The organism is Caulobacter sp. (assembly GCF_017744445.1).
Taxonomy (GTDB): Bacteria; Pseudomonadota; Alphaproteobacteria; order Caulobacterales; family Caulobacteraceae; genus Caulobacter.
Genome location: NZ_JAGIBH010000005.1, coordinates 99,675 through 118,957, shown reverse-complemented (window position 1 = coordinate 118,957; position 19,283 = coordinate 99,675). Strand labels below are relative to the sequence as shown.

At 66.9% G+C, this 19,283-nt stretch carries 11 protein-coding genes; 9 read left to right on the top strand and 2 right to left on the bottom strand.

Annotation, left to right across the window (positions count from 1 at the left end; genetic code table 11):
- Window positions 1-41 precede the first annotated feature (41 nt).
- Window positions 42-1,202: a YncE family protein gene (locus J7528_RS08760; RefSeq protein ID WP_291872961.1), complete on the top strand. Its 1,161-nt coding sequence runs from the start codon at window positions 42-44 to the stop codon at window positions 1,200-1,202.
- Here the strand turns inward: J7528_RS08760 and J7528_RS08755 are convergent.
- Entirely contained in the window at window positions 1,199-2,347 is a 1,149-nt protein-coding gene (locus J7528_RS08755) for an alpha/beta hydrolase (RefSeq protein ID WP_291872958.1), read from the bottom strand. The two genes, J7528_RS08760 and J7528_RS08755, sit on opposite strands and share 4 nt — an antisense overlap.
- Window positions 2,348-2,408: 61 nt before the next feature.
- Window positions 2,409-4,787, bottom strand: a complete 2,379-nt coding sequence (locus J7528_RS08750) for a TonB-dependent receptor (RefSeq protein WP_291872956.1) — start codon at window positions 4,785-4,787, stop codon at window positions 2,409-2,411.
- 268 nt (window positions 4,788-5,055) lie between these two features.
- Here J7528_RS08750 and J7528_RS08745 point away from each other — a divergent pair, with 268 nt between their 5' ends.
- From J7528_RS08745 to J7528_RS08710, 8 genes are all read left to right on the top strand, one after another.
- Complete coding sequence (locus J7528_RS08745; RefSeq protein WP_291872954.1) at window positions 5,056-7,740, top strand: TonB-dependent receptor; 2,685 nt, start codon at window positions 5,056-5,058, stop codon at window positions 7,738-7,740.
- Window positions 7,741-7,837: 97 nt separating this feature from the next.
- A complete protein-coding gene (locus J7528_RS08740; RefSeq protein ID WP_291872952.1) occupies window positions 7,838-8,368 on the top strand; it encodes an RNA polymerase sigma factor in 531 nt (176 codons plus the stop codon).
- A gap of 4 nt (window positions 8,369-8,372) precedes the next feature.
- Window positions 8,373-9,356: a FecR domain-containing protein gene (locus tag J7528_RS08735; RefSeq protein ID WP_291872950.1), complete on the top strand. Its 984-nt coding sequence runs from the start codon at window positions 8,373-8,375 to the stop codon at window positions 9,354-9,356.
- Between the two features lie 108 nt (window positions 9,357-9,464).
- Complete coding sequence (locus J7528_RS08730; protein WP_291872948.1) at window positions 9,465-11,324, top strand: hypothetical protein; 1,860 nt, start codon at window positions 9,465-9,467, stop codon at window positions 11,322-11,324.
- A gap of 48 nt (window positions 11,325-11,372) precedes the next feature.
- Window positions 11,373-14,192 carry a TonB-dependent receptor gene (locus tag J7528_RS08725; RefSeq protein ID WP_291872946.1) on the top strand — a complete coding sequence of 940 codons (2,820 nt, stop codon included), beginning with the start codon at window positions 11,373-11,375 and terminating at the stop codon, window positions 14,190-14,192.
- Between the two features lie 274 nt (window positions 14,193-14,466).
- On the top strand, window positions 14,467-16,890 hold the full coding sequence (locus tag J7528_RS08720) for a TonB-dependent receptor (RefSeq protein ID WP_291872943.1): 2,424 nt from the start codon (window positions 14,467-14,469) through the stop codon (window positions 16,888-16,890).
- Window positions 16,891-16,945: 55 nt separating this feature from the next.
- Window positions 16,946-18,106 (top strand): alginate lyase family protein, encoded by a 1,161-nt coding sequence (locus tag J7528_RS08715; RefSeq protein WP_291872941.1) that lies wholly within the window; start codon window positions 16,946-16,948, stop codon window positions 18,104-18,106.
- Window positions 18,099-19,214: an aldose epimerase family protein gene (locus tag J7528_RS08710; protein ID WP_291872939.1), complete on the top strand. Its 1,116-nt coding sequence runs from the start codon at window positions 18,099-18,101 to the stop codon at window positions 19,212-19,214. The genes J7528_RS08715 and J7528_RS08710 overlap by 8 nt, the downstream gene beginning before the upstream one ends.
- The last annotated feature ends 69 nt before the right edge of the window (window positions 19,215-19,283 follow it).

Sequence of the window (19,283 nt, the reverse complement as noted above, 5' to 3'; positions counted from 1 at the left end):
CGGCGTCCGCGCGCTTGGCGACATTTGCGAGCGATGCGGTGATGCGTCTTCGAGTTCTCAGCGGCGTCGCCGCCATTGGTCTGCTGGTCTTGCCGTGCGTGGGGTACGGGCAGATCGCGGTCTCGGCCAATGACGGCAAGCAGGTGCTGGACGACGGCGAGCAGGGGGTTCCCGCCAAGCCGCTGCCCGACACTGTTTCGCTGATCGATCTGGGCGCATCGCCCCCCAAGCTTCTGGGCTCCGTCGCGGCCCCGACCAGCGTCATCGGCCCTCCGGCCAGTGTCGCCGTCGCGCCCGACGAGTCCATCGCCCTGGTCACCGCGGCCCGCAAGCTCTCCCCAGCTGGGCCCGGTGGCCAGGGGGCGGATGACCGGGTCAGCGTCATCGCCCTCAAGGACGGCCCTCCGCGCGTGGTCGCCACGCTGCGCGCGGGGCAGGGCGCCTCGGGCGTCTCGATCAGTCCCGACGGCAAGCTGGCCCTGGTGGCCAACCGCGCCGAGGGCACGGTCTCGATCTTCAGCATCTCTGGTCAGGCTGTCCGACCCGCTGGGTCGGTGGTCATCGGCGACGCCAAGTCGGCGCCGGCCGAACCCATCTTCTTCGACAACGGCAAGCGGGCCCTGGTCAGTCGCGACGGCGACCACAAGATCTCGGTGCTGCGCATCGACGGAACGACTGTGACGGTCGAGCCCAAGACCTTGGCGCCGGGTCTACGTCCCTATCAGATCGACACTGTCGGCCCGCGTCGCTTCGCCGTGGTCGGCAACATCGGCGGCGGCGGCAAGGACGTCGATACCGTCAGCCTGATCGACCTGGTCTCCGAGGCCTTCCCACGCGTCGTCGACATCGTCTCCGTCGGCCTGACGCCCGAGGGGCTGAAGATGTCGCCTGACGGCCGCTTCGTGGCGGTCAATGTCAACAACGGCTCCAACGCCAGCCACACCTCGCCGCGCTACGCCAAGGACGGCCTGGTGCAGGTCTGGCGGATCGATGAACCGGGCAAGCTGGTCAAGGTCGCCGAGGCCAAGACCGGCGGCTGGGGGCAAGGGATCGTCTGGTCCAGGGACGGCAAGACCCTGCTGGTCCAATGCATGGTCGAGCAGCGGCTGGACGTCTTCGGCTTCGACGGCAAGCGCCTGAAGGCCAGGGGCGCGATCGCCATGCCGGCCGGGCCGGCGGCAATCCGCACCGCCGAGCCCTAATCGAGCTTCTTGGTCTTCAGCCAGCCCTGGATCAGCTTGGCCACCTCGGTCGAATGCTTCTCGATCATGACCATGTGGCCGCCGCCGTGCAGGCCCACATCTTCCAGCCGCGTGAAGTCGGTCGCCACGCCCGCCTGGCGCAGGTAGCGCACCGTGCAGTGGTCGTAGCCGGCGTGATAAGAAGCCTCGGAGACCAGCACCAGGACCGGAAACTTCGAGAGGTTCACCAGCTTGCGGGCCGGCTCGGCCTGCAGCCAGCAACGGACCAGGTCCGGCTTCTCGGGCGCGGCCTCCTGAACTCGGGTCAGGTCGGCGGGTGAGGTTAGCGATGGGGCGTAGGCCAGCGGCGTCGTGGTCAGGCCGTAGGGACGACTCAGCTTGTCGGGATCGGAGTCGCCCCAGGGCGGCGGCGCGCCGAAGAAGGGCGGGCCGCTGGGCTCAACCGCGACGATCGCCTTGACCAGCGCGGGCCGCGCTTCGCCGATCGCCCAGCCAAAGGCGCCGGACTGCGAGTGGGTGACCACGATCGCGGGACCGATCTTGTCCAGCAGGGCAGCGCCGGCGTCGGCCACCAGCTTGGCCGAGACGCCGCCGTCGGCGCTCTCGACCTGGGTGGCGTAGAACTGGTCGAAGATCGGGTCGCCCGGCTTGCCGGTTCCCGGGAAGCCCGTGTGCAGCTTGGCCTGGGGCCAGCCCTGCGGCTGGCCGGGAGTGGGGTCGAAGTTCTGGGTGGCCGTGAAACGCTTCTGAAGGAACTCGGGCGTCTGGCGTTTGACCGCGCCGTAGCTGGCCTCGTAGCCCGAAGCGCCGCGGCCCGGCTGGTCCATCAGATAGACCGTCCAGCCGGCGTCGACGAACACCGAGGCCCAGCCGGGCCGGCCGTCCGGCGTCGACAGGAAGTTCGTCACCGTCTGGCCAGCGCCGGGGATGAAGACCAGCGGCGTCTTATGCAGCGGCTTGGGCGGCTTCATGAACAGGATGTGCGCCTGACCGGCCATGGCCTGGCCCTCGCGCACATAGTGTCCGCCGACGAAGAAGGTCCCGACGGCGGGCGCCTCTCTCGCCTTGAAAGACTGGGCCCGCGCGGTGGGGCTGAGACAGGCCTGGAGGCAGACCAGGGCGATGATGGCCAGTAATCTGTTCATGGCCTATCTCAACCGTCGCGCAGGACCTTGGCCAATGCCGAAACGGCTTGGCCTCATGCTGCTAGTAGCTGGCCCTCAGGGTGAAGGCGACGGCGCGCGCGTCGCCGGGCGTGCCGACCACCAGGCCGGAGTTGCCCGAGACCACGGTGATGTTCTGGATGTATTTGGCATCGAAGGCGTTGCGGACCGACACGAATGCTTCCCAGCCGGCGTCGGACTGGAAGCCGGCCCGCAGGTTGACGATCTCGTAGGCCTTGATGCGCGTGTAGATCGAGTCCGAGCTGTCGGCGAAATAGGCCGAGCGGAAGCTGGCGTCGACGCCCGCATAGGCCTCGCCAGTCAGGCGACCCAGGCTGGTCTTGGCGCGGTATTCGGCGCCGCCCGAACCGGCCCATTTCGACAGGCCCGGCAGTTCCTTGCCGGACAGGTCGCAAGCGGCTGTCGAGGTCCCGATCCGCTCCAGCGGGCAAGGGCCGTTCTTGAAGCTGGCATACTTGCCGTCGGTGTAGGCGAGGTTGCCGTAGAACTTGAAGCCGCCGATCGAGCGGGTGGTGGCGTCCAGTTCCGCGCCGCGCACCTCGACCTTCTCGACATTGGCCAGGTAGCCGCGCAGGGCGCCCGGACCGCTGTCGACGACATTGGCCTGGAAGTCGTCCACGTCGGTGGCGAATACCGCCAAGTTGGCCGTCAGCAGGCGATCGAACCACTGGGTCTTCACGCCGAGATCGATGGTCGAGACCTTCTCGGGACGGATCACGGCGGCCGACAGCGAGGGCTGGCTTGAGCTGTTCAGGGGCAGGGCGGTCATGTTGATGCCCCCCGACTTGAAGCCGCGCGAATAGGTCCCGTAGACGTTGAAGTTCTCGTTGAAGGCGTAGACCGCCGCGATCTGGCCCGACAGCGAGCCATCGTCGGTCTTGGCCGAGAAGTTCTGGGGCCGGGCGATGCCCAGGCGTCGGTTGATCAGGGTGGTGTCGGTGGTGTTCGAGCCGCCCGTGGTCCGCTGGGCGTAGACGCCGTCCTTCTTTTCCTTGGTGTAGCGCAGGCCAGGCGTCAGGCTGAAGCGGTCGTTGACCTTCCAGGTCAGCTGGCCGAAGGCGGCGTAGCTGGTGGTGTCGATGCTGCTGTCGTTGAACACCGTGTAGCCCGCCAGCAGCGAGTCCGGCGAGTTGGTGCCGGGCAGCAGCCAGTACGAGGCGTCGTTGCCGTATTCAGTCACGCCGTGGGTGGTGACGTTCTGGTCGAACCAGTAGAGGCCGGCCGTCCAGTTGATCGTGTTGTCGCCGTTCGAGGACAGGCGGAACTCCTGGCTGTCCTGCTTCTGGTGCGAGGGGTTGGCCGAGCGGCGGGTGACGTCCAGGGCGGTGTAGTCGCGGTCGTTGCGCGGCTCCCAGTCCCAGTTCCGGTGGGCGGTGACCGAGGTCAGGGTGACATTGCCGAAGTCGTAGTCGACGATCACCGAGCCGCCGCCGGCGAACTGGTCGGCCTGGATGTCGTCATCCACGTCCGACAGGCGATCATAGGGATTGGTGCTGGCGACCTTGTAGTTCCGGCCCGCGGCCAGCGCCGCATATTGCTGGGCGGCCGGCTTCAGGGTCGTGCCGACGGTGACATAGACCTGCGTGCAGCACTCGGGTTGCTGGGCGCTGTAGTCGGCGGCGACCTTGATGGTCAGCTTGTCGGTCGGCGTATACTTCAGCTGGCCGCGCACGCCGACGCTGTCGCGGGCGTTCTGATGCAGCTTGCTGATCGGGTTGTAGAGGTCGCCGTCGCGCCAGGTGCCGACGACCGACAGGCGGGCGGCCAGCTTGTCGGCGATGATCGGGCCGGCGGCCGTGGCCTTCACCTGCCGGAAGTTCAGGCTGCCCACGGAGGCTTCGGCGTCGGCCTCGAAGGTGTTGGTGGCGTCGCGGGTGGTGATGTTCAGCGCGCCAGCCGTCGTGTTCTTGCCAAACAGTGTGCCCTGCGGGCCGCGCAGCACCTCGATCTGCTGGATGTCGACGAAGTCCAGGGTCGCCGCGCCGGGGCGCGAGACATAGACCTGGTCGACATAGATGCCGACGCCTTGCTCCAGGCCGTCATTGGCCAGACCGTATGAGGCGCCCAGGCCGCGGATGGTCAGGGCCGTGTTGCGGGCGTTGGGCGACAGCACCTGAAGCGTCGGCACCAGCTGGGTCAGGGCGACGATGCTGTTGACGCCGGTTTGGGTCAGGGTCTCGGCCGAGGTCACCGTAAGGGCGATCGGCACCTGCTGGGCGCTCTCCTCGCGGCGGCGCGCGGTCACGAAGACCTGGCCCACCAGGCTGGCGTCCTGCGCGCTGGGATCCGCAGGGGCGGCGGGCGCAGGCTCGCTGGCCAGGACGGCGGTCGCGGCGCTGGAGCACAGAAGGCCCAGCAGCAGGCGGCGGGAGAAGGCGGTCGCCGAAGCACCAATGATCACGTGAAGCCCCCAGGTCGGAACGTTGTTCGATGAGGTCGGATCAAAACTCTATTAAACAGATCGAATAAATCGAGTTTGACTCGCTCACGCCGTAGAATTTCTGGGCGCTGGGGTTCTGAAGCCCTGATCAGAGAGCGTTGTCCGCTTGGCGCTCGCGCAAATCGCATTTTTGTTGAGGGCGTAATCGCCAAGCGCGTCGTAAGGGAAAGGAGTCGTCTTGACCGGCGGCCCGCACAGCGGACGAAGAGCCGCGTAAGGGGAGGTGAACATGGATCGGCGCGTCGTTCGCGCTCGCCGCCGCGGGCGTGTCGGGGCTCTGCTGAGCCTGGCCGTGCTGGCGCCTGTCGCGGCCATGGCCGCCAACCCCGTCGCCACCTTCGACCAGGAGGCCTCCAATCTCGGTCTCGCTCTCCAGCGCCTGGGCCAGGCCGCCGGCGAGCAGCTTCTGTACGCGCCCGAACTGACCGCCGACCAGCGCGCTCCGGCTCTGCGCGGGCGGATGAGCGTCGACCACGCGCTCACGCAGTTGCTGGCCCGAACGGATCTTGCGTTCCGTCGTACGGCGTCGGGCGTCATCGTCATCTATCGTGTGAAGCCGGTCGCGCGCCCGCAGCGCGAGCCCGCGCCGATGCGGACCGCGCAGGAGATCGAGCCCGTCGTCGGCCTGGAAGCGGTGGTCATCACTTCGGGCAAGCGGATGGAGACCCTGGGCCGCTCCGACGCTTCGGTGCAGGCGCTGTCCAGCCAGATGATGGAGCGCGCCGGCGTGCGCGATTTCGACGACCTGGCCCGCCTGGCGCCGACCTTGACGATCTCCAAGACCACCCAGCCGGGCAACAACAGCATCAACGTCCGTGGCGTGGGCACCTATTCCTATTCGATCGGCACCGAGCCCAGCGTGGTTGTGGTGGTCGACGACGTGCCCCAGGCGTTCCAGGCCATGGCGTTTACGGCTCTGGCCGATGTCGAGCAGGTCGAGATCCTGCGAGGGCCCCAGAGCACTCTGTTCGGCAAGGCGGCCTCGGCCGGCGTCATCTACATCACCACCAAACCGGCCAGCGACGCCTTCGCCGCCCATGCCGAGACGCTGCTGACCGACGACCATGAGCAGCGAGCCAGCGCGACCCTGACCGGGCCGATCTCCGACGACCTGAAGTTCCGGCTGTCGGCCGCCTACAGTCGCTATCGGGGCAATGTCTTCAACCTGGCGACCCGCCAGTGGCTGAATGCCCAGTCGGACGTCAATCTGCGGGCCAAGCTGGTCTGGACGCCGGGCGACAACTGGACGGTCGCCATCTCGCCCTACCTGACCCGGACCCTGTCCTCATGCTGCGTGGGCGCCGACACCTATGTCTCGCCCCAGGCCACGCTGGGGAAGGGCGAGCTGTCGCGCGAGGCGATCCTGCGCGGCATCGTGCCTAGTCCCGACAACCACTTCGCCCGCTACGACATCAATGCACGCGGCAACGCCACCGACAAGGGCGTCAACATCCGCGCGGTCGGCGCGGTCGGCTCCTGGCGGCTGACCTCAATCACGGCCCTGGACCGCTACTATCTCTACGACCGTCAGGACACCGACGCGACGGACCTCGACTACAGCCTCCGGGACCCCCGCCTTCCACGCGGCGGATCCTCAAACGGCGGCTATTTCCGTATCCGCGCCGAGAGCCAGGAACTGCGCCTCAATAGCCCGACCGGCGGGCGCTGGGACTATGTCGGCGGCGTCTATGTCGGGCATACCAAGGCGCGGCGCTACTTCGTGCGCGGCTCCAACAGCCTGGGCGACTACAACGGCCTGTCGTCGTTGCCGACCACCAACAGCACCGCCTATTCGCGCTATATCTCCGAGACGTTCAGCACGACCTACGCGGTGTTCGGCCAGGGCGCCTATGCGCTCAACGACCGGCTGTCGATCCTGTCAGGCGCGCGGATCAGCCACGAGAAGATTGGCTACCGCTTCGACGACCTCGGCAATGGCGTCACATACGGTGCGCCGAAGTGCTCCAAGGCCTCGCCGACCGTCCCGATCGAGACCTGCCACAGCGACACCGCGCTGAGCGGCCGCATCGGCCTGCAGGGCGTGGTCCGGCCGGGCGTCACGGCCTATGCGACCTATTCCACCGGTTACAAGGGGCGAGCCTACGATCTGACCAGCAGTCTGACGACGCGCACCCTTCTGACCTCCGGACCCTATGCCGGAAAGCCGGTGGCCGACGCCATCGCCGCCCAGCAGCCCGTCGCCTCCGAGACGGTCGAGAATTACGAGGCGGGCGTGCGGTTCGTGTCGCCGGACCGGAACCTCAGCTGGAACCTGACGGCCTATCAGGAGCGGTTCTCGGGCTTCCAGGCCCAGAGCCGCGACGACGCCACCGGCCTCAATGTGCTCAACAGTATCGGCAGCGTGAAGGCGCAGGGCGTCGAGACCGAGTTCAGCGTTCGTTTCAGCCCACGGCTGACCTTGGCTGGGGCAGGGGTCTACAGCCATGCGGTGATGGACGATTTCGACAGCGCCGCCTGCTACTTCGGCCAGACGGCGGCGCAGGGCTGCGTGGGCGGACGTCAGGACCTGTCGGGTAAGACCTTGTTCAACGCTCCGCGCTGGTCGCTGAACCTCAACGCCTACTACCAGCGTCCGGTCGGCGGAGACCGGCGGCTGGAGGTCAATGCCGGTTATCGCTGGCGCTCGCGGGTCTATTACAGCCTGCTGCAGGATCCGGCCTCGATCGAGCGGCCCTATGGCGTGCTGGATGTCTCGGTCGGCCTGGGCGGGGGAGGCTGGCGAATCAGCGGCTTCGTCAACAACGTGCTGGACAAGCGCTTCGCCGTGACGCGCGGGCGTGACGTGCAGTGGAACCTCGTAGGCGCTGACGGCCAGCCAGCCTTCGCCACGCACTGGAAGCCGGCCCGCGATAGCGGTCGCCACCTGGGCGTCCGCCTGGCGATGGACTACTAAAATGAGCACGCGCGCATTGAGGATCGTTCCGGCAAGCGCGTCGGAACCCAATGGGCGCGGCGAAGATCCGCGCCTCAGGGAGGATTTGTCGTAGGCCATGGCCGCGCAGCCGAAACTCGATCCGCGCGAAGAGGCCTTCCTCCAGCGCCTGTCGGAGGCCTATCGCGGGCCGCTGACGGCGTATTTTGAGCGCCGCGTCTATTCGCGCGACGAGGCCGAGGACCTGACGCAGGAGGTGTTCCTGCGCCTGGTGCGCCGGCCGGACGGGGCGGACATCGACAATCCCGAGGCGTTCCTGTTTCGCACGGCCGTGAACCTGCTGCGCGACCGCTCCCGGCGCCAGAAGACGTTCCGCAGCCACCTGAGCGAGACCGAGCTTCGCCAGGACCGCTTTGAGGGTATTTCGCCCGAGCGCGTCTTAGGAGACAGGCAGGCGTTGCAGGCGGTGATGCAGCGCCTGGCCGAGCTGGATGAACGCACCCGCGACGCCTTCATCCTGCATCGGCTGGAAGGGTGGAAACACGCCGAGATCGCTCGAGCTTTCGGCGTTTCCGTCAGCTCGGTCGAGAAGTACATCATCAAGGCCCTGGCGCACCTGATGCGGTCGCCCGGTCCGTTTCAGAGTTGAGCCGTTGTCGAACCCGCTTCAACAGTCCCTGATCGACGAGACCGCCGCCGGCTGGGCCGCGCGACGGCTGGGCGGGGCTGCGTCCGACGAGGCCGGCTTCACGCGCTGGCTGGAGCAGGATCCGGCCCATGCCGAGGCCTATGACCGCGCCGAGGCTGTCTGGCGACTGATGGGCGAGGCGGCCGGGACCGACGACCTGGTGACTGTCCGTCGCGAGGCGTTGCAACGGGCTCGCGCACGTCGCCATCGCGCTATTGGCCCAGACCGTCGTCTGGTTGCCGCCGGCATCGTGGCGGCCATCGCCGCGCCGGCGGGCGGGCGTTGGTGGATGCGCCATCGCGCTCAGCAGGGGGCATTGTTCCAGACCGCGCTGGGCGAGCAACGCACCCTGACACTGTCGGACGGCAGCCGGGTCACCCTGGACGCTCTCAGCGTCATGCGGGTGCGCTACACCGCGTCCGTGCGCTCGATCGATCTGGTGCAGGGCAGAGCCTATTTCGAGGTGGCGCACGACACTAGCCGGCCGCTGCGGGTGCATGCCGGGCCGCGCACGGTGACGGCCGTGGGCACTGCCTTCTCGGTCCGTCGTGAGCCACGCGAGACCACCGTCGTCCTGGCCGAGGGCAAGGTCGCCGTCAGCAACCATGAGAGCGCCGCGACCCTGGCCGTCTTGACCCCGGGGCAGTCGATGCAGATGACCGACGGCGTGCGCGCCGGCGAGCCGCGCAAGGTTGACCTGGATCGCGCCCTGGCCTGGCGCCAGGGGCAGCTCGTCTTCGACAATGTGGCCCTGGCCGACGCAGCGGCCGAGATGAACCGTTACTCGACCCTGCAGGTCGTGGTGGCCGACGCGCGGCTGAAGTCGCTGCGCATCAGCGGCACGTTCCGCACGGGCGAGAGCCGGGCGTTCGTCGAGGCGGTGCAGTCCTATTTCCCCGTGCGGGCTCAAAGCTCGGCGACAACGGTCGAGCTGCACGCCGCGCCCTAGACAGCGCTGCCCGGAAAAAACTTTCAGAATCTTTTGAGGAGGTCGCCGGCGGGCGCGTCGGAACGGTCAAGAGTAAGGTCGGAATGACCACTCGGGAGGACTGCAGACTTGTACCTGACACCGGTTACCAGTGTTTCGATTTCAGCCCTGATCCTACTGGGCATGGGCGGCGTCGCCCAGGCGGCCCAGGCCCCGGCCGCGGCGGCCATTCCGGCCTACGACGTCACGGTCCGCGACCGCATCCAGCCCCAGACCGAGCAACTGCTGATCAAGCTGGTGAAGGACGGCCGCAAGCTGGAACTGGACGGCCAGCCGGTGTTCAACGGCAGCGACAAGTTCCTGCCGGGCAAGATCGCCATCGGCCTCGTCGACTTCCTGGTCACCCTGCCGGACAACGATCCGCGCCTGCCGACCTACCTGGCCGACTTCCGCAAGATCGCCAAGCTGACCGCCGACGACGCCAATGACAGCTGGGGCGCCTACTACTACCTCTCGGCGCTGAACAAGCTGCGCGAAGCCGGCCGCCTGAAGGACGCCGTCGATCCGCTGACCCTGGCCAAGCTGCGCGTGCGTCTCGACTGGCGGATGTTCGTCGACGTCGACACCTACGCCCTGATCGATCACCCGAATAACTACTACTGCGTGGCCTTCGCCATCGCCCGGCTGCGCACCCGCATGGGCTGGGACGACGGCGCGCCGGCCGAGAAGCTGTACGCCAAGATCGCCGAGCACTACGACCTCTATTCCGGCCAGTACGGCTTCGCCGACGAAACCGACGGGGAAGGGCGCTTCGACCGCTATTCCGTCCTGCTGGCCGGCGAGATCGCCCAGCGCTTCATCGAGACCGGCGGCAAGCCGCCGCAACAGGTCCTCACCTGGCTGCGCAAGTCCGCCGACGTGATGCTGATGCGTCTGGACGCCGAAGGGCAGGGCTTCGAATACGGCCGCAGCATCGGTCCTTATGGCGAGACGGCCATCATCGAGACCCTGACCGCCGCGGCGGTGCTGGACCTGCTGACTCCGCAGGAGAAGGAACTGGCCTATGCCTATTCCGCTCGCGCGGCCCAGCGCTATGCCGAGTTCTGGCAGGACCCCAAGACCGGTTCGGTGAACCTGTGGGATGGCGGCCGCCGCACCGACGACTATCGCGGCAAGTTTCGGATCCTGGGCGAGAACCTCTCGCTGGCCCACCAGTACGCCTATACCAGCGCCCACTGGGCGCGCATGGGCTATGCGGGCAAGTCGCCGGCCGCCGATTGGGCCAAGGGCCTGTCGACCCTGCCGCGCCGCCAGGTGACCTGGTTCCAGCGCGGCGACTACGACCGCCTGCTGGTCTCGGTGCGCGACGGCAGCCGTATGATCGCCTTGCCGGTGATCAACGGCGGCGAAAGCCAGCACAATCACAACCCGTATTTCCCGATCCCGTTCTCGCCGGGGATGCTGGCGGGCTCGCCGGATGGCGTCGCGCCGTTCCTGACGCCCCGGCTGACCCTTGAGGACGGCTCGGCCCTGATGCCGCTGGCCTATTTCAAGGACGCCAAGGTCGAGGCCAAGGGCTCCAAGACCACGGTGACCTGGCGTCAGGACGAGCTGGACAAGATGGGCGAGCGCGCCCCGGTCGCCGACAAGCGCGTCTCGGTCAAAACGACCTACGTCCTCGAGCCCGGCCGCATCACTCGCACCGACACCTTCAGCCCGACCGCCGGCGTGAAGGTCAAGGACATCGAACTGCAGTTCGGTTCGTTCTCCGGCGGCGCCAAGCAGGCCGCCGGGACCACCACCTTCACCGACGGGGTGGTGCGCCGCTTTGCGGTGGAAGGCCTGAAATCCTGCCAGTCCGGGCCGGTCGGCCAGGACAAGGAATACCGATCCGCGACGGGCGCCATGACGACCAAGGTCGTCTGCCATGGCGCGCCGACGGGTGAAGCGACGCCGTTCAAGATCACCTGGCGTCTGGACTACCGCTGAGGGGAAGGACCTCGGCAAGACGACCATAAAAGAAGGGGAGAACTACCCATGAAATCATCATTCTATCGCAATCTTCTGCTGACGGCCGCCATCGTGCTGCCGGCCCACGCCCTGGCGCAGACCGCGCCGGCTGCTCCGGCTGATGACTCGACGATCGATGCGATCGTCGTCACCTCGTCCCGCGCCACCCAGCGCAGCTCGATCGAGACCAAGCGCAACGCCAGCGTCATCGTCGACGGCATCGTCAATGACGAGATCGGCGCCCTGCCGGACAACTCGGTGGGCGACACGCTGGAGCGCATCACCGGCGTCACCGCCGACCGCTTCAAGGGTAACGCCAACGAGCTCAGCGTGCGTGGCCTGGGTCCCGCGCTCAGCTTCTCGACCTTCAATGGCCGCGAGGTCTCGACCGCCGGTCCCGACCGCTCGGTGGCCTTCCAGCAGTTCCCGTCGGAACTGGTCAACGGCGTCTTGGTCTACAAGAGCCAGCAGGCCGACTTCCTGGACGGCGGCATCGCCGGCGTCATCGAGCTGAAGTCGATCCGCCCGATCGACTACGGCAAGCGTCGCATCCAGATGGAAGTGCGCGGCGCCTATCTGCCCAAGGACGACGACATCCGCGGCCACAACGGTCTCGGCTATCGCGGCAACATTTCCTACACCGACAGCTTCGACACCAAGTTCGGCGAGATGGGCGTCAGCCTAGGCTACCAGCGCCTGGATCAGGCCACGCCCGAGGACTACTACATCACCAACTCGGCCTTCGTGCCGTGCACCACCTACGCCGGCGCTCCGGGCACGGCGACGGCCAACTGCTCGAACGCCACGACCGCGCCGGCCGGTTCGACGCTCGGTCCGCGCTATTTCGCCACCAGCTCGCGCACCTTCCAGTCCAAGGTCACGGATGAGAAGCGCGAAGCGCTGATGGGCACGTTCCAGTGGAAGCCGACCCCCAACCTCGACATCAGCTTCGACGGCCAGTACTCGACCCGCAAGAGCGGTGAGTACCGCAACCAGCTGGCCATCACCGAAGGCCTGCGCGGCATCCAGCCGCTGGTTGTCGGCGGCGTGTCGAACGACGACAGCGATGGCGCGCTGCTCAAGTACAGCGGTAACTCCAACCTCGAGATCCAGGTCGAGGATCGCCAGCGCAACGAGAAGTACATCGGCGGCGGCGGCGCGGTGACCTGGACTCCGACCGATCGCCTGACCATCAGCGGCGACCTGTCGTACTCGCAGTCGCACCGCACCGAGCTGCAGAAGGCCACCAACATGCGCTCCAAGTCGCGCGTGGCCTATACGCTGGACGGCACGGGCGACGAGGTCCCCTCGGTCACCTTCACCAACTTCGACATCAACGACCCGGCCAACTTCCTGTTCGGCACGCCGACCAGCAACAGCAACTACGCGCGCTATCGCCTGGTCACCGACCGCTTCGACAAGATCGGCGCGGTGCGGGCCGACGTGACCTACGAGCTGGGCGACGGCTTCTTCCAGAGCATCAAGGTCGGCGGCCGCCTGTCGGATCACCGCCGCACCCAGGACGCGAATAACAACAGCGATCAGCCCATCCCGGTCGCCTACGACGGTCGCACCCCGACCCAGCTGGTCGCCGACGCCAACGCCAACTGCCGCGTGCCATTCTCGACGTCCGACTTCATGGGCGGCAAGACCAACGTCAAGAGCTGGGCGCTGTTCGACAACGACTGCCTGTTCAAGACCTATACCGGCAAGGACAGCTTCGCGCTGCCGTCCAACGCGCCAGGGCCGGAAGACTCCAACATCCGTGAGCGGATCAGCACCGCCTATGTGATGACCAACTTCCGCACCCAGCTGGGCGATACGCCCGTCTCTGGTAACGCCGGCGTCCGCTACGTCCGCACCCGCGTGCTGTCGAAGGGCTTCCGCGGCGAGCTGACCGTGACGCCGTCGGTCGGCGGCGCGGCCGCCACCGTGGTCCGCACGCCGGGCACCCCGCTGCAGGAGATCGAGGGCACGGGGGGCTACGAGTACTTCCTGCCCAGCGTCAACGTCGCCTTCGATCTCTCCGACGTGATGAAGCTGCGCCTCGCCGGCTACAAGGCCCTGTCGCGTTCGGGCATCGAGGACTTCAACGTCGGCATCAACCCGATCGCCGACACCACCGCCACCACGGTGCAGGGCGTGCTGACCAACAGCACCACCGGCAACCCGGACCTCAAGCCGATCCGTGGCTGGAATCTGGACGCCTCGCTGGAGTTCTACGTCAACCGCGACACCTCGTTCGCCGTCGCGACCTACTACAAGTGGCTGAAGGGGGCGGCGTTCGACGCCCAGGAGCCGCGTGAGACCAGCATCATGGCCAATGGTCAGCTGGTGACCTTCAACGCCATCGCGCCGGCCAACGACCCCGCAACCCGCGACCTCTACGGCATCGAGTTCTCGGGCAACCACGCTTTCACCTACCTGCCGGGCTTGCTCAGCGGGTTCGGCGTGCAGGGCAGCTTCGCGATCACCGAGGCCAATTTCGAGATCCCCGACCCGTCGACCGTCAGCCCCTATATGGGCGCGGCCAACCTGAACGGGCTGTCGAAATACACCGGCAGCGGCTCGGTCTACTGGGAGAACGAAAAGCTCTCGCTGCGCGCCTCGTACCGCTACCGTTCGGACTACTTCAAGCCCAACAGCAGCACCAACCGCAGCGCCAAGGGCTCGGGCTATCTGAACCTGTCGGCGTCGTATGACCTGACCAAGCAGGTGCAGCTGAAGCTTCAAGCCCTGAACGTCACTGGCACGCGGGACGTCATGTACAAGGCTGGCGAGGACTCGATCACCGAGGTCTCGGACAACGGTCCGCAGATCTACTTCGGCGCTCGCCTGCGCTTCTGATCCTACTCGGCCGGCGGGGTCCTTCTTTTTCCCCCGCCGGCCGACACCTGTCCCGCCGCATCGCGGTCCGTTGGTCGTCCGGATTCCCCATCGCCTCCCAAGCGCGGAGCTCCTGACCGACGGATGATCCCCCAGCAAAGGCGCTGCGGGGACGCGGGATCCCTTTATCCGTCGCGTTCCCGCTGGTTCGCACCTCGGGAGACGCGGCAGGGCAGTGGCCACGCAACCCTTCCAGCGCGGTCGCTGATCAAAAAAGGAAGGGGGGGAGAGAACCATGTCCTGTAAATCCATCCTGCTGGCGTCAGCGGCTTTCGTCGGTCTGACCGGCGCGGCTCACGCCCAAGACGCCGCGCCCGTGTCGTCCACGGTCGAGGAGATCATCGTCACCGGCACCAAACAGGCCCAGAACATCCAGAACGTGCCGTCCTCGGTGCTGGTGGTCACGGCCGCCAATCTCGAGCGCGGCAATGTCCGCGACTTCGACGACCTGCCGCGGGCCGCGCCGTCGCTGACCATCTCCAAGACCACCCAGCCGGCCAATAACAGCATCAACATCCGCGGCATCGGCACCTACGCCTTCTCGATCGCCACCCAGCCCAGCGTGGCGGTGGTCATCGACGACGTGCCGCAGGCCTTCCAGGCCGCCGCCTTCGCCGCCCTCGTGGATGTCCAGCAGGTGGAAGTGCTGCGCGGCCCGCAGAGCACCCTGTTCGGCAAAGCCGCCTCGGCCGGCGTGGTCAACATCACCACCGAGGCGCCCAGCAAGGTCTTCACCGCCAAGGCCGACGCCCTGGTCACCGATGACCACGAGCGCCGCCTGCAGGCCAGCGTCTCGGGCCCGGTCAGCGACACCGTGGCCGTGCGCGTGGCCGCCAACTACAGCCACTATCGTGGCAACATCCTGAACCTGACGACCGGCAACTGGCAGAACGGCACCACCGACTACACGGTGCGGAGCAAGATCGCCTGGAGCCCGACCGACCGGTTCACCGCGACCCTGTCGCCGTACTACACCAAGACCGAAGGGACCTGCTGCGCGCCGGCCCAGTACTTCCTAAGCCCCGGCGTCACCTTCAGCCGCGCCAACCTGCCGGCTTCGACCATCCTGGCCGGGATCACGCCGGGCAAGAACAACCGTCTGACGCGCCTGGACCTGGACACCGAAGGCTTCGCCGAGGACTATGGCACGGGCCTGCGCCTGGTCTATGACCTGCCCAATGGCGGCTCGTTGATGTCGATCTCGTCGTACGACAAGTACCGCCTGGAGGACTTCAAGGACTCCGACTCCAGCGACTTCGACTTCAGCACCCTGACGGTCGGCGGCGTCAACTTCGCGACCGCGCCGAAGGGCGGGGTGGGGGATGGCGGCTCGTTCGACGTCAAGACCATCACCCAAGAACTGCGCCTGACGTCGCCGAACAGCGGACCGTTCCGCTACGTGGCGGGCCTGTTCTACAGCAAGACCGACAGCACCCGGGACTATGTCCGGGGCTCCAACACTCACGGCAGCTTCAATGGCGTGATCTTCAACGGCCAGCAGCAGCTGCCGACGACCAACTCGCTGATCTATTCCAGCTACCTGACCAACTCGACCTCCAAGACCTACGCGGCCTTCGCGCAGGGGTCCTACGACATCACCCCGAAGCTGACCGTGATCGGCGGGCTGCGCTACCACCATGAGAAGCTCAGCTACGACTTCCTGGATCGCGACACCGGCGTCACCTATGGCAAGCCCGGCTGCTCGACCAACACGCCGACGCCGTCGCTGAAGATCTCGACCTGCGACAGCGACAGCGTCGTCACCGGCAAGGCCGCCGTGCAGTACCGGTTCACGCCGGGCTTTATGGTCTTCGCCAACGCCGCCAAGGGCTACAAGGGCCTGGCCTACGACCTGACCAGCATCCTGACTACGCGTACGGCGACCACCGCCGCCGGCTCGTGCTTTGGCCTGCCGGTCGCCGACTGCGTGGCCTCGCGCCAGCCGGTGCCGCCCGAGACCAGCAAGTCGTATGAGGCCGGCTTCAAGGGCTCGTTCTTCGATCGCCGCCTGACCTGGAACATGACGGCCTTCTTCGAGGACTATCGCCACTTCCAGGCCCAGAGCCGCGACCTGGACCTGGGCCAGAACATCCTGCAGAGCCTGGGCAAGGTGACGTCCAAGGGCGTCGAGACCGAGGTGGCGATCTATGCCGGCGGCCTGACCCTGAACGCTAACGGCGCTTACAACATCGCCAAGATGGACGAGTTCCTGAACGCGCCTTGCTACGCGGCTCAGACCGCGGCGGAAGGGTGCGTGGGCGGTCGCCAGAATCTGTCGGGCCAGCGCTTGCCCAATGCGCCCGAATGGACCGTCAGCCTGACGGGCCAATACGACTGGCGGCTGAACGCCGAGTATGGCGCGTTCATCCAGGCGGCCTATCGCTGGCAGTCGGAGGTCAGCTTCAGCCTGGTCCAGGATCCGGACGCGGTGCAGGAGGCCTACGGCATCTTCAACCTGGGCGCCGGCATCCAGAAGGACAACTGGAAGGTCAGCGTCTTCGCCAACAACCTGTTCGACACGAACTACGCCCTGACCAAGGGGCGCGACAACGCCTGGAACTTCAGCCGCACGGCGACCCCGGCCACCCTGGCAGTGAACTGGAAGCCGGGCCGCGACAGCGAGCGCTACTTCGGCGTCCGCGCCCAGGTGAAGTACTAATCCATCTCGCGAGGGCGGCGTTCGCGTCGCCCTCGCTTTCGTTCGGAGCGTATCCATGAACCGACGCGACTTCTTCCTCGGGACGGCCCTGGCGCTGACGGCGTTCGGGACGGCCAAAGCGGCGCCGCTCGACATCGCGGCCATTGACCGCGCGCGTATCCTCAAGGCCGCCGACCGCTATCTGCTCGAGCCGCCGGTGACCATCACCGCCTTCACTGCCCCGCGCAGTCCCGGCAGCCGCCAAGACTACTATTCCGAGGCCGACTACTGGTGGCCCGATCCGGCTAATCCGACGGGGCCGTACATCCGCAAGGATGGCTACTCCAACCCCGACAAGTTCACCGCCCACCGCGACGCGGTGATCCGTCTGGGCGTCCAGCTGCCGGCTCTGGCGGCGGCCTACAAGGTGACCGGCCAGGCGCGCTACGCCGAACATGCCGAAAAGCATCTGCAGGCTTGGTTCGTCGCGTCCGACATCCGGATGAACCCGAACCTCGAACACGCCCAGGCGATCATCGGCGTGAACAAGGGCAGGGGGATCGGCGTCATCGACACCCTGCACCTCGTTGAGGTCGCCCGCGCCGTATCGGTGCTCAAGGCCGCACGCCCGACGGTCGGTGTCTACGCCCCGACCGTAGCTTGGTTCGACGGCTACCTGACCTGGATTAGCACCTCGGCCAACGGCGTCGACGAGCGCGACCAGAAGAACAACCACGGCACCTGCTGGGCGCTGCAGGCCGCCGCCTTCGCCAAGCTGACCGGTCGCAAGGCCGAGCTGGACGTGGCGCGTGGCCGGATCAAGGCGCTGGTCCCCGGCCAGATCGCCGCCGACGGCTCCCAGCCGCTGGAGCTGGCCCGCACCAAGCCCTACGGCTACTGCCTGTTCAATCTGGACGTCCTGGCCGCCTGCGCCCACGTGATGTCGACGCCAAACGACAACCTGTGGACCTACAAGGGCGGGCAGGGCGGCTCGATCGCCGACGCCCTGGCCTACATGGCCCCGTTCATCGCCGACAAGAAGACCTGGCCCAAGCCCCCCGACGTCGAGGCCTGGGACGGCTGGCCGGTCCGCCAGCCCAGCCTGTTGTTCGGCGGCCTGGCCTTGAAACGGCCGGACTATCTGGATCTCTGGCGCAAACTTGACCCGGACCCGACCGAGGCCGAGATCATCCGCAACTACCCTCTCCGCCAACCGGTGCTCTGGATCGATGCGTAGACTGTTCCTGGCGGGCCTGGCCGCCTTGCTTGCTTCCTCGGCTCAGGCCGCCGACGTCCAGCGCGAGCCGTTTGGCGCGACCAAGGTCGGCGTGCCGGTCGAGAAGACGATCCTGCGCAACGATCTCGGTATGACTGTCGCCGCCATCGACTACGGCGCGACCCTGACCATGATCAGCACACCCGACCGGGCCGGCCGGTTCGAGAACGTGATCCTGAGCCTCCCTAGCGTGGCCGCCTATGAGGCGACCTCGCGGCGCTGGGCATCGGTGATCGGTCGTTATGCCGGGCGGATCACCGATGGGAAAATCACCGTCGACGGAAAGCCCTACACCTTGCCGGTCAACGCCAACCACATGACCCTGCACGGTGGCCCAAACGGCTATGACAAACGAGTCTGGACCAGCCACGCGGTCAGCGACGTCCGGTCGGTGGGCGTGGCCTTCGAACTACACAGCCCGGACGGCGACCAGGGCTTCCCCGGCGCGCTGGACATCACCGTAACCTATCGGCTGATGCGCAAGGCCAACGAACTGCACATCGACTACGCTGCCCGGACCTCGGCCCCGACGGTGCTGAACCTGACCAACCACGGCTTCCTGAACCTGGCCGGCGCCGAGAGCGGTGATGTCCGGGACCAGACGATCTGGCTCGACGCCGATCGTTATGCCGAGGTCGACGCTCGCAAGGCGCCGTCGGGCAAGCTGCTGTCGGTCGAGGGCACGGTGCTGGACTTCCGCAAGGCCCGCCGCGAGGGTGAGGCGATGAAGCTGGACGGCCCGCTGTTGTCGCCGTCCCAGGGCTTCGACCACAGCCTGGCCTTCCGCGCGACCAAGTCCGGCGTGCGCGTGGTCGCCTGGATGGAAGACCCCGCCAGCGGTCGCCGCGTCACCCTGCTGACCGACCAGCCCTCGGTGCAGATCAACAGCGGCAACGGCTTCGACGGGACTGAAAAGGGCCCCGGTGGCGCGGCCTATCCGAAATATGCCGGCTTTGCCTTCGAGACCCAACACCTGCCCGACAGCCCCAACCAGCCGGCCTTTCCCTCGACCGAACTACGACCGGGCAGGGTGTTCAAGTCGACCACCATCCTGAAGTTCTCGAAATAGCGCGCTCACAATACTGACTGCCGAGTAAGTCAATATTGACACGCGCGTCAGTGTGATGCGACGGTGAAC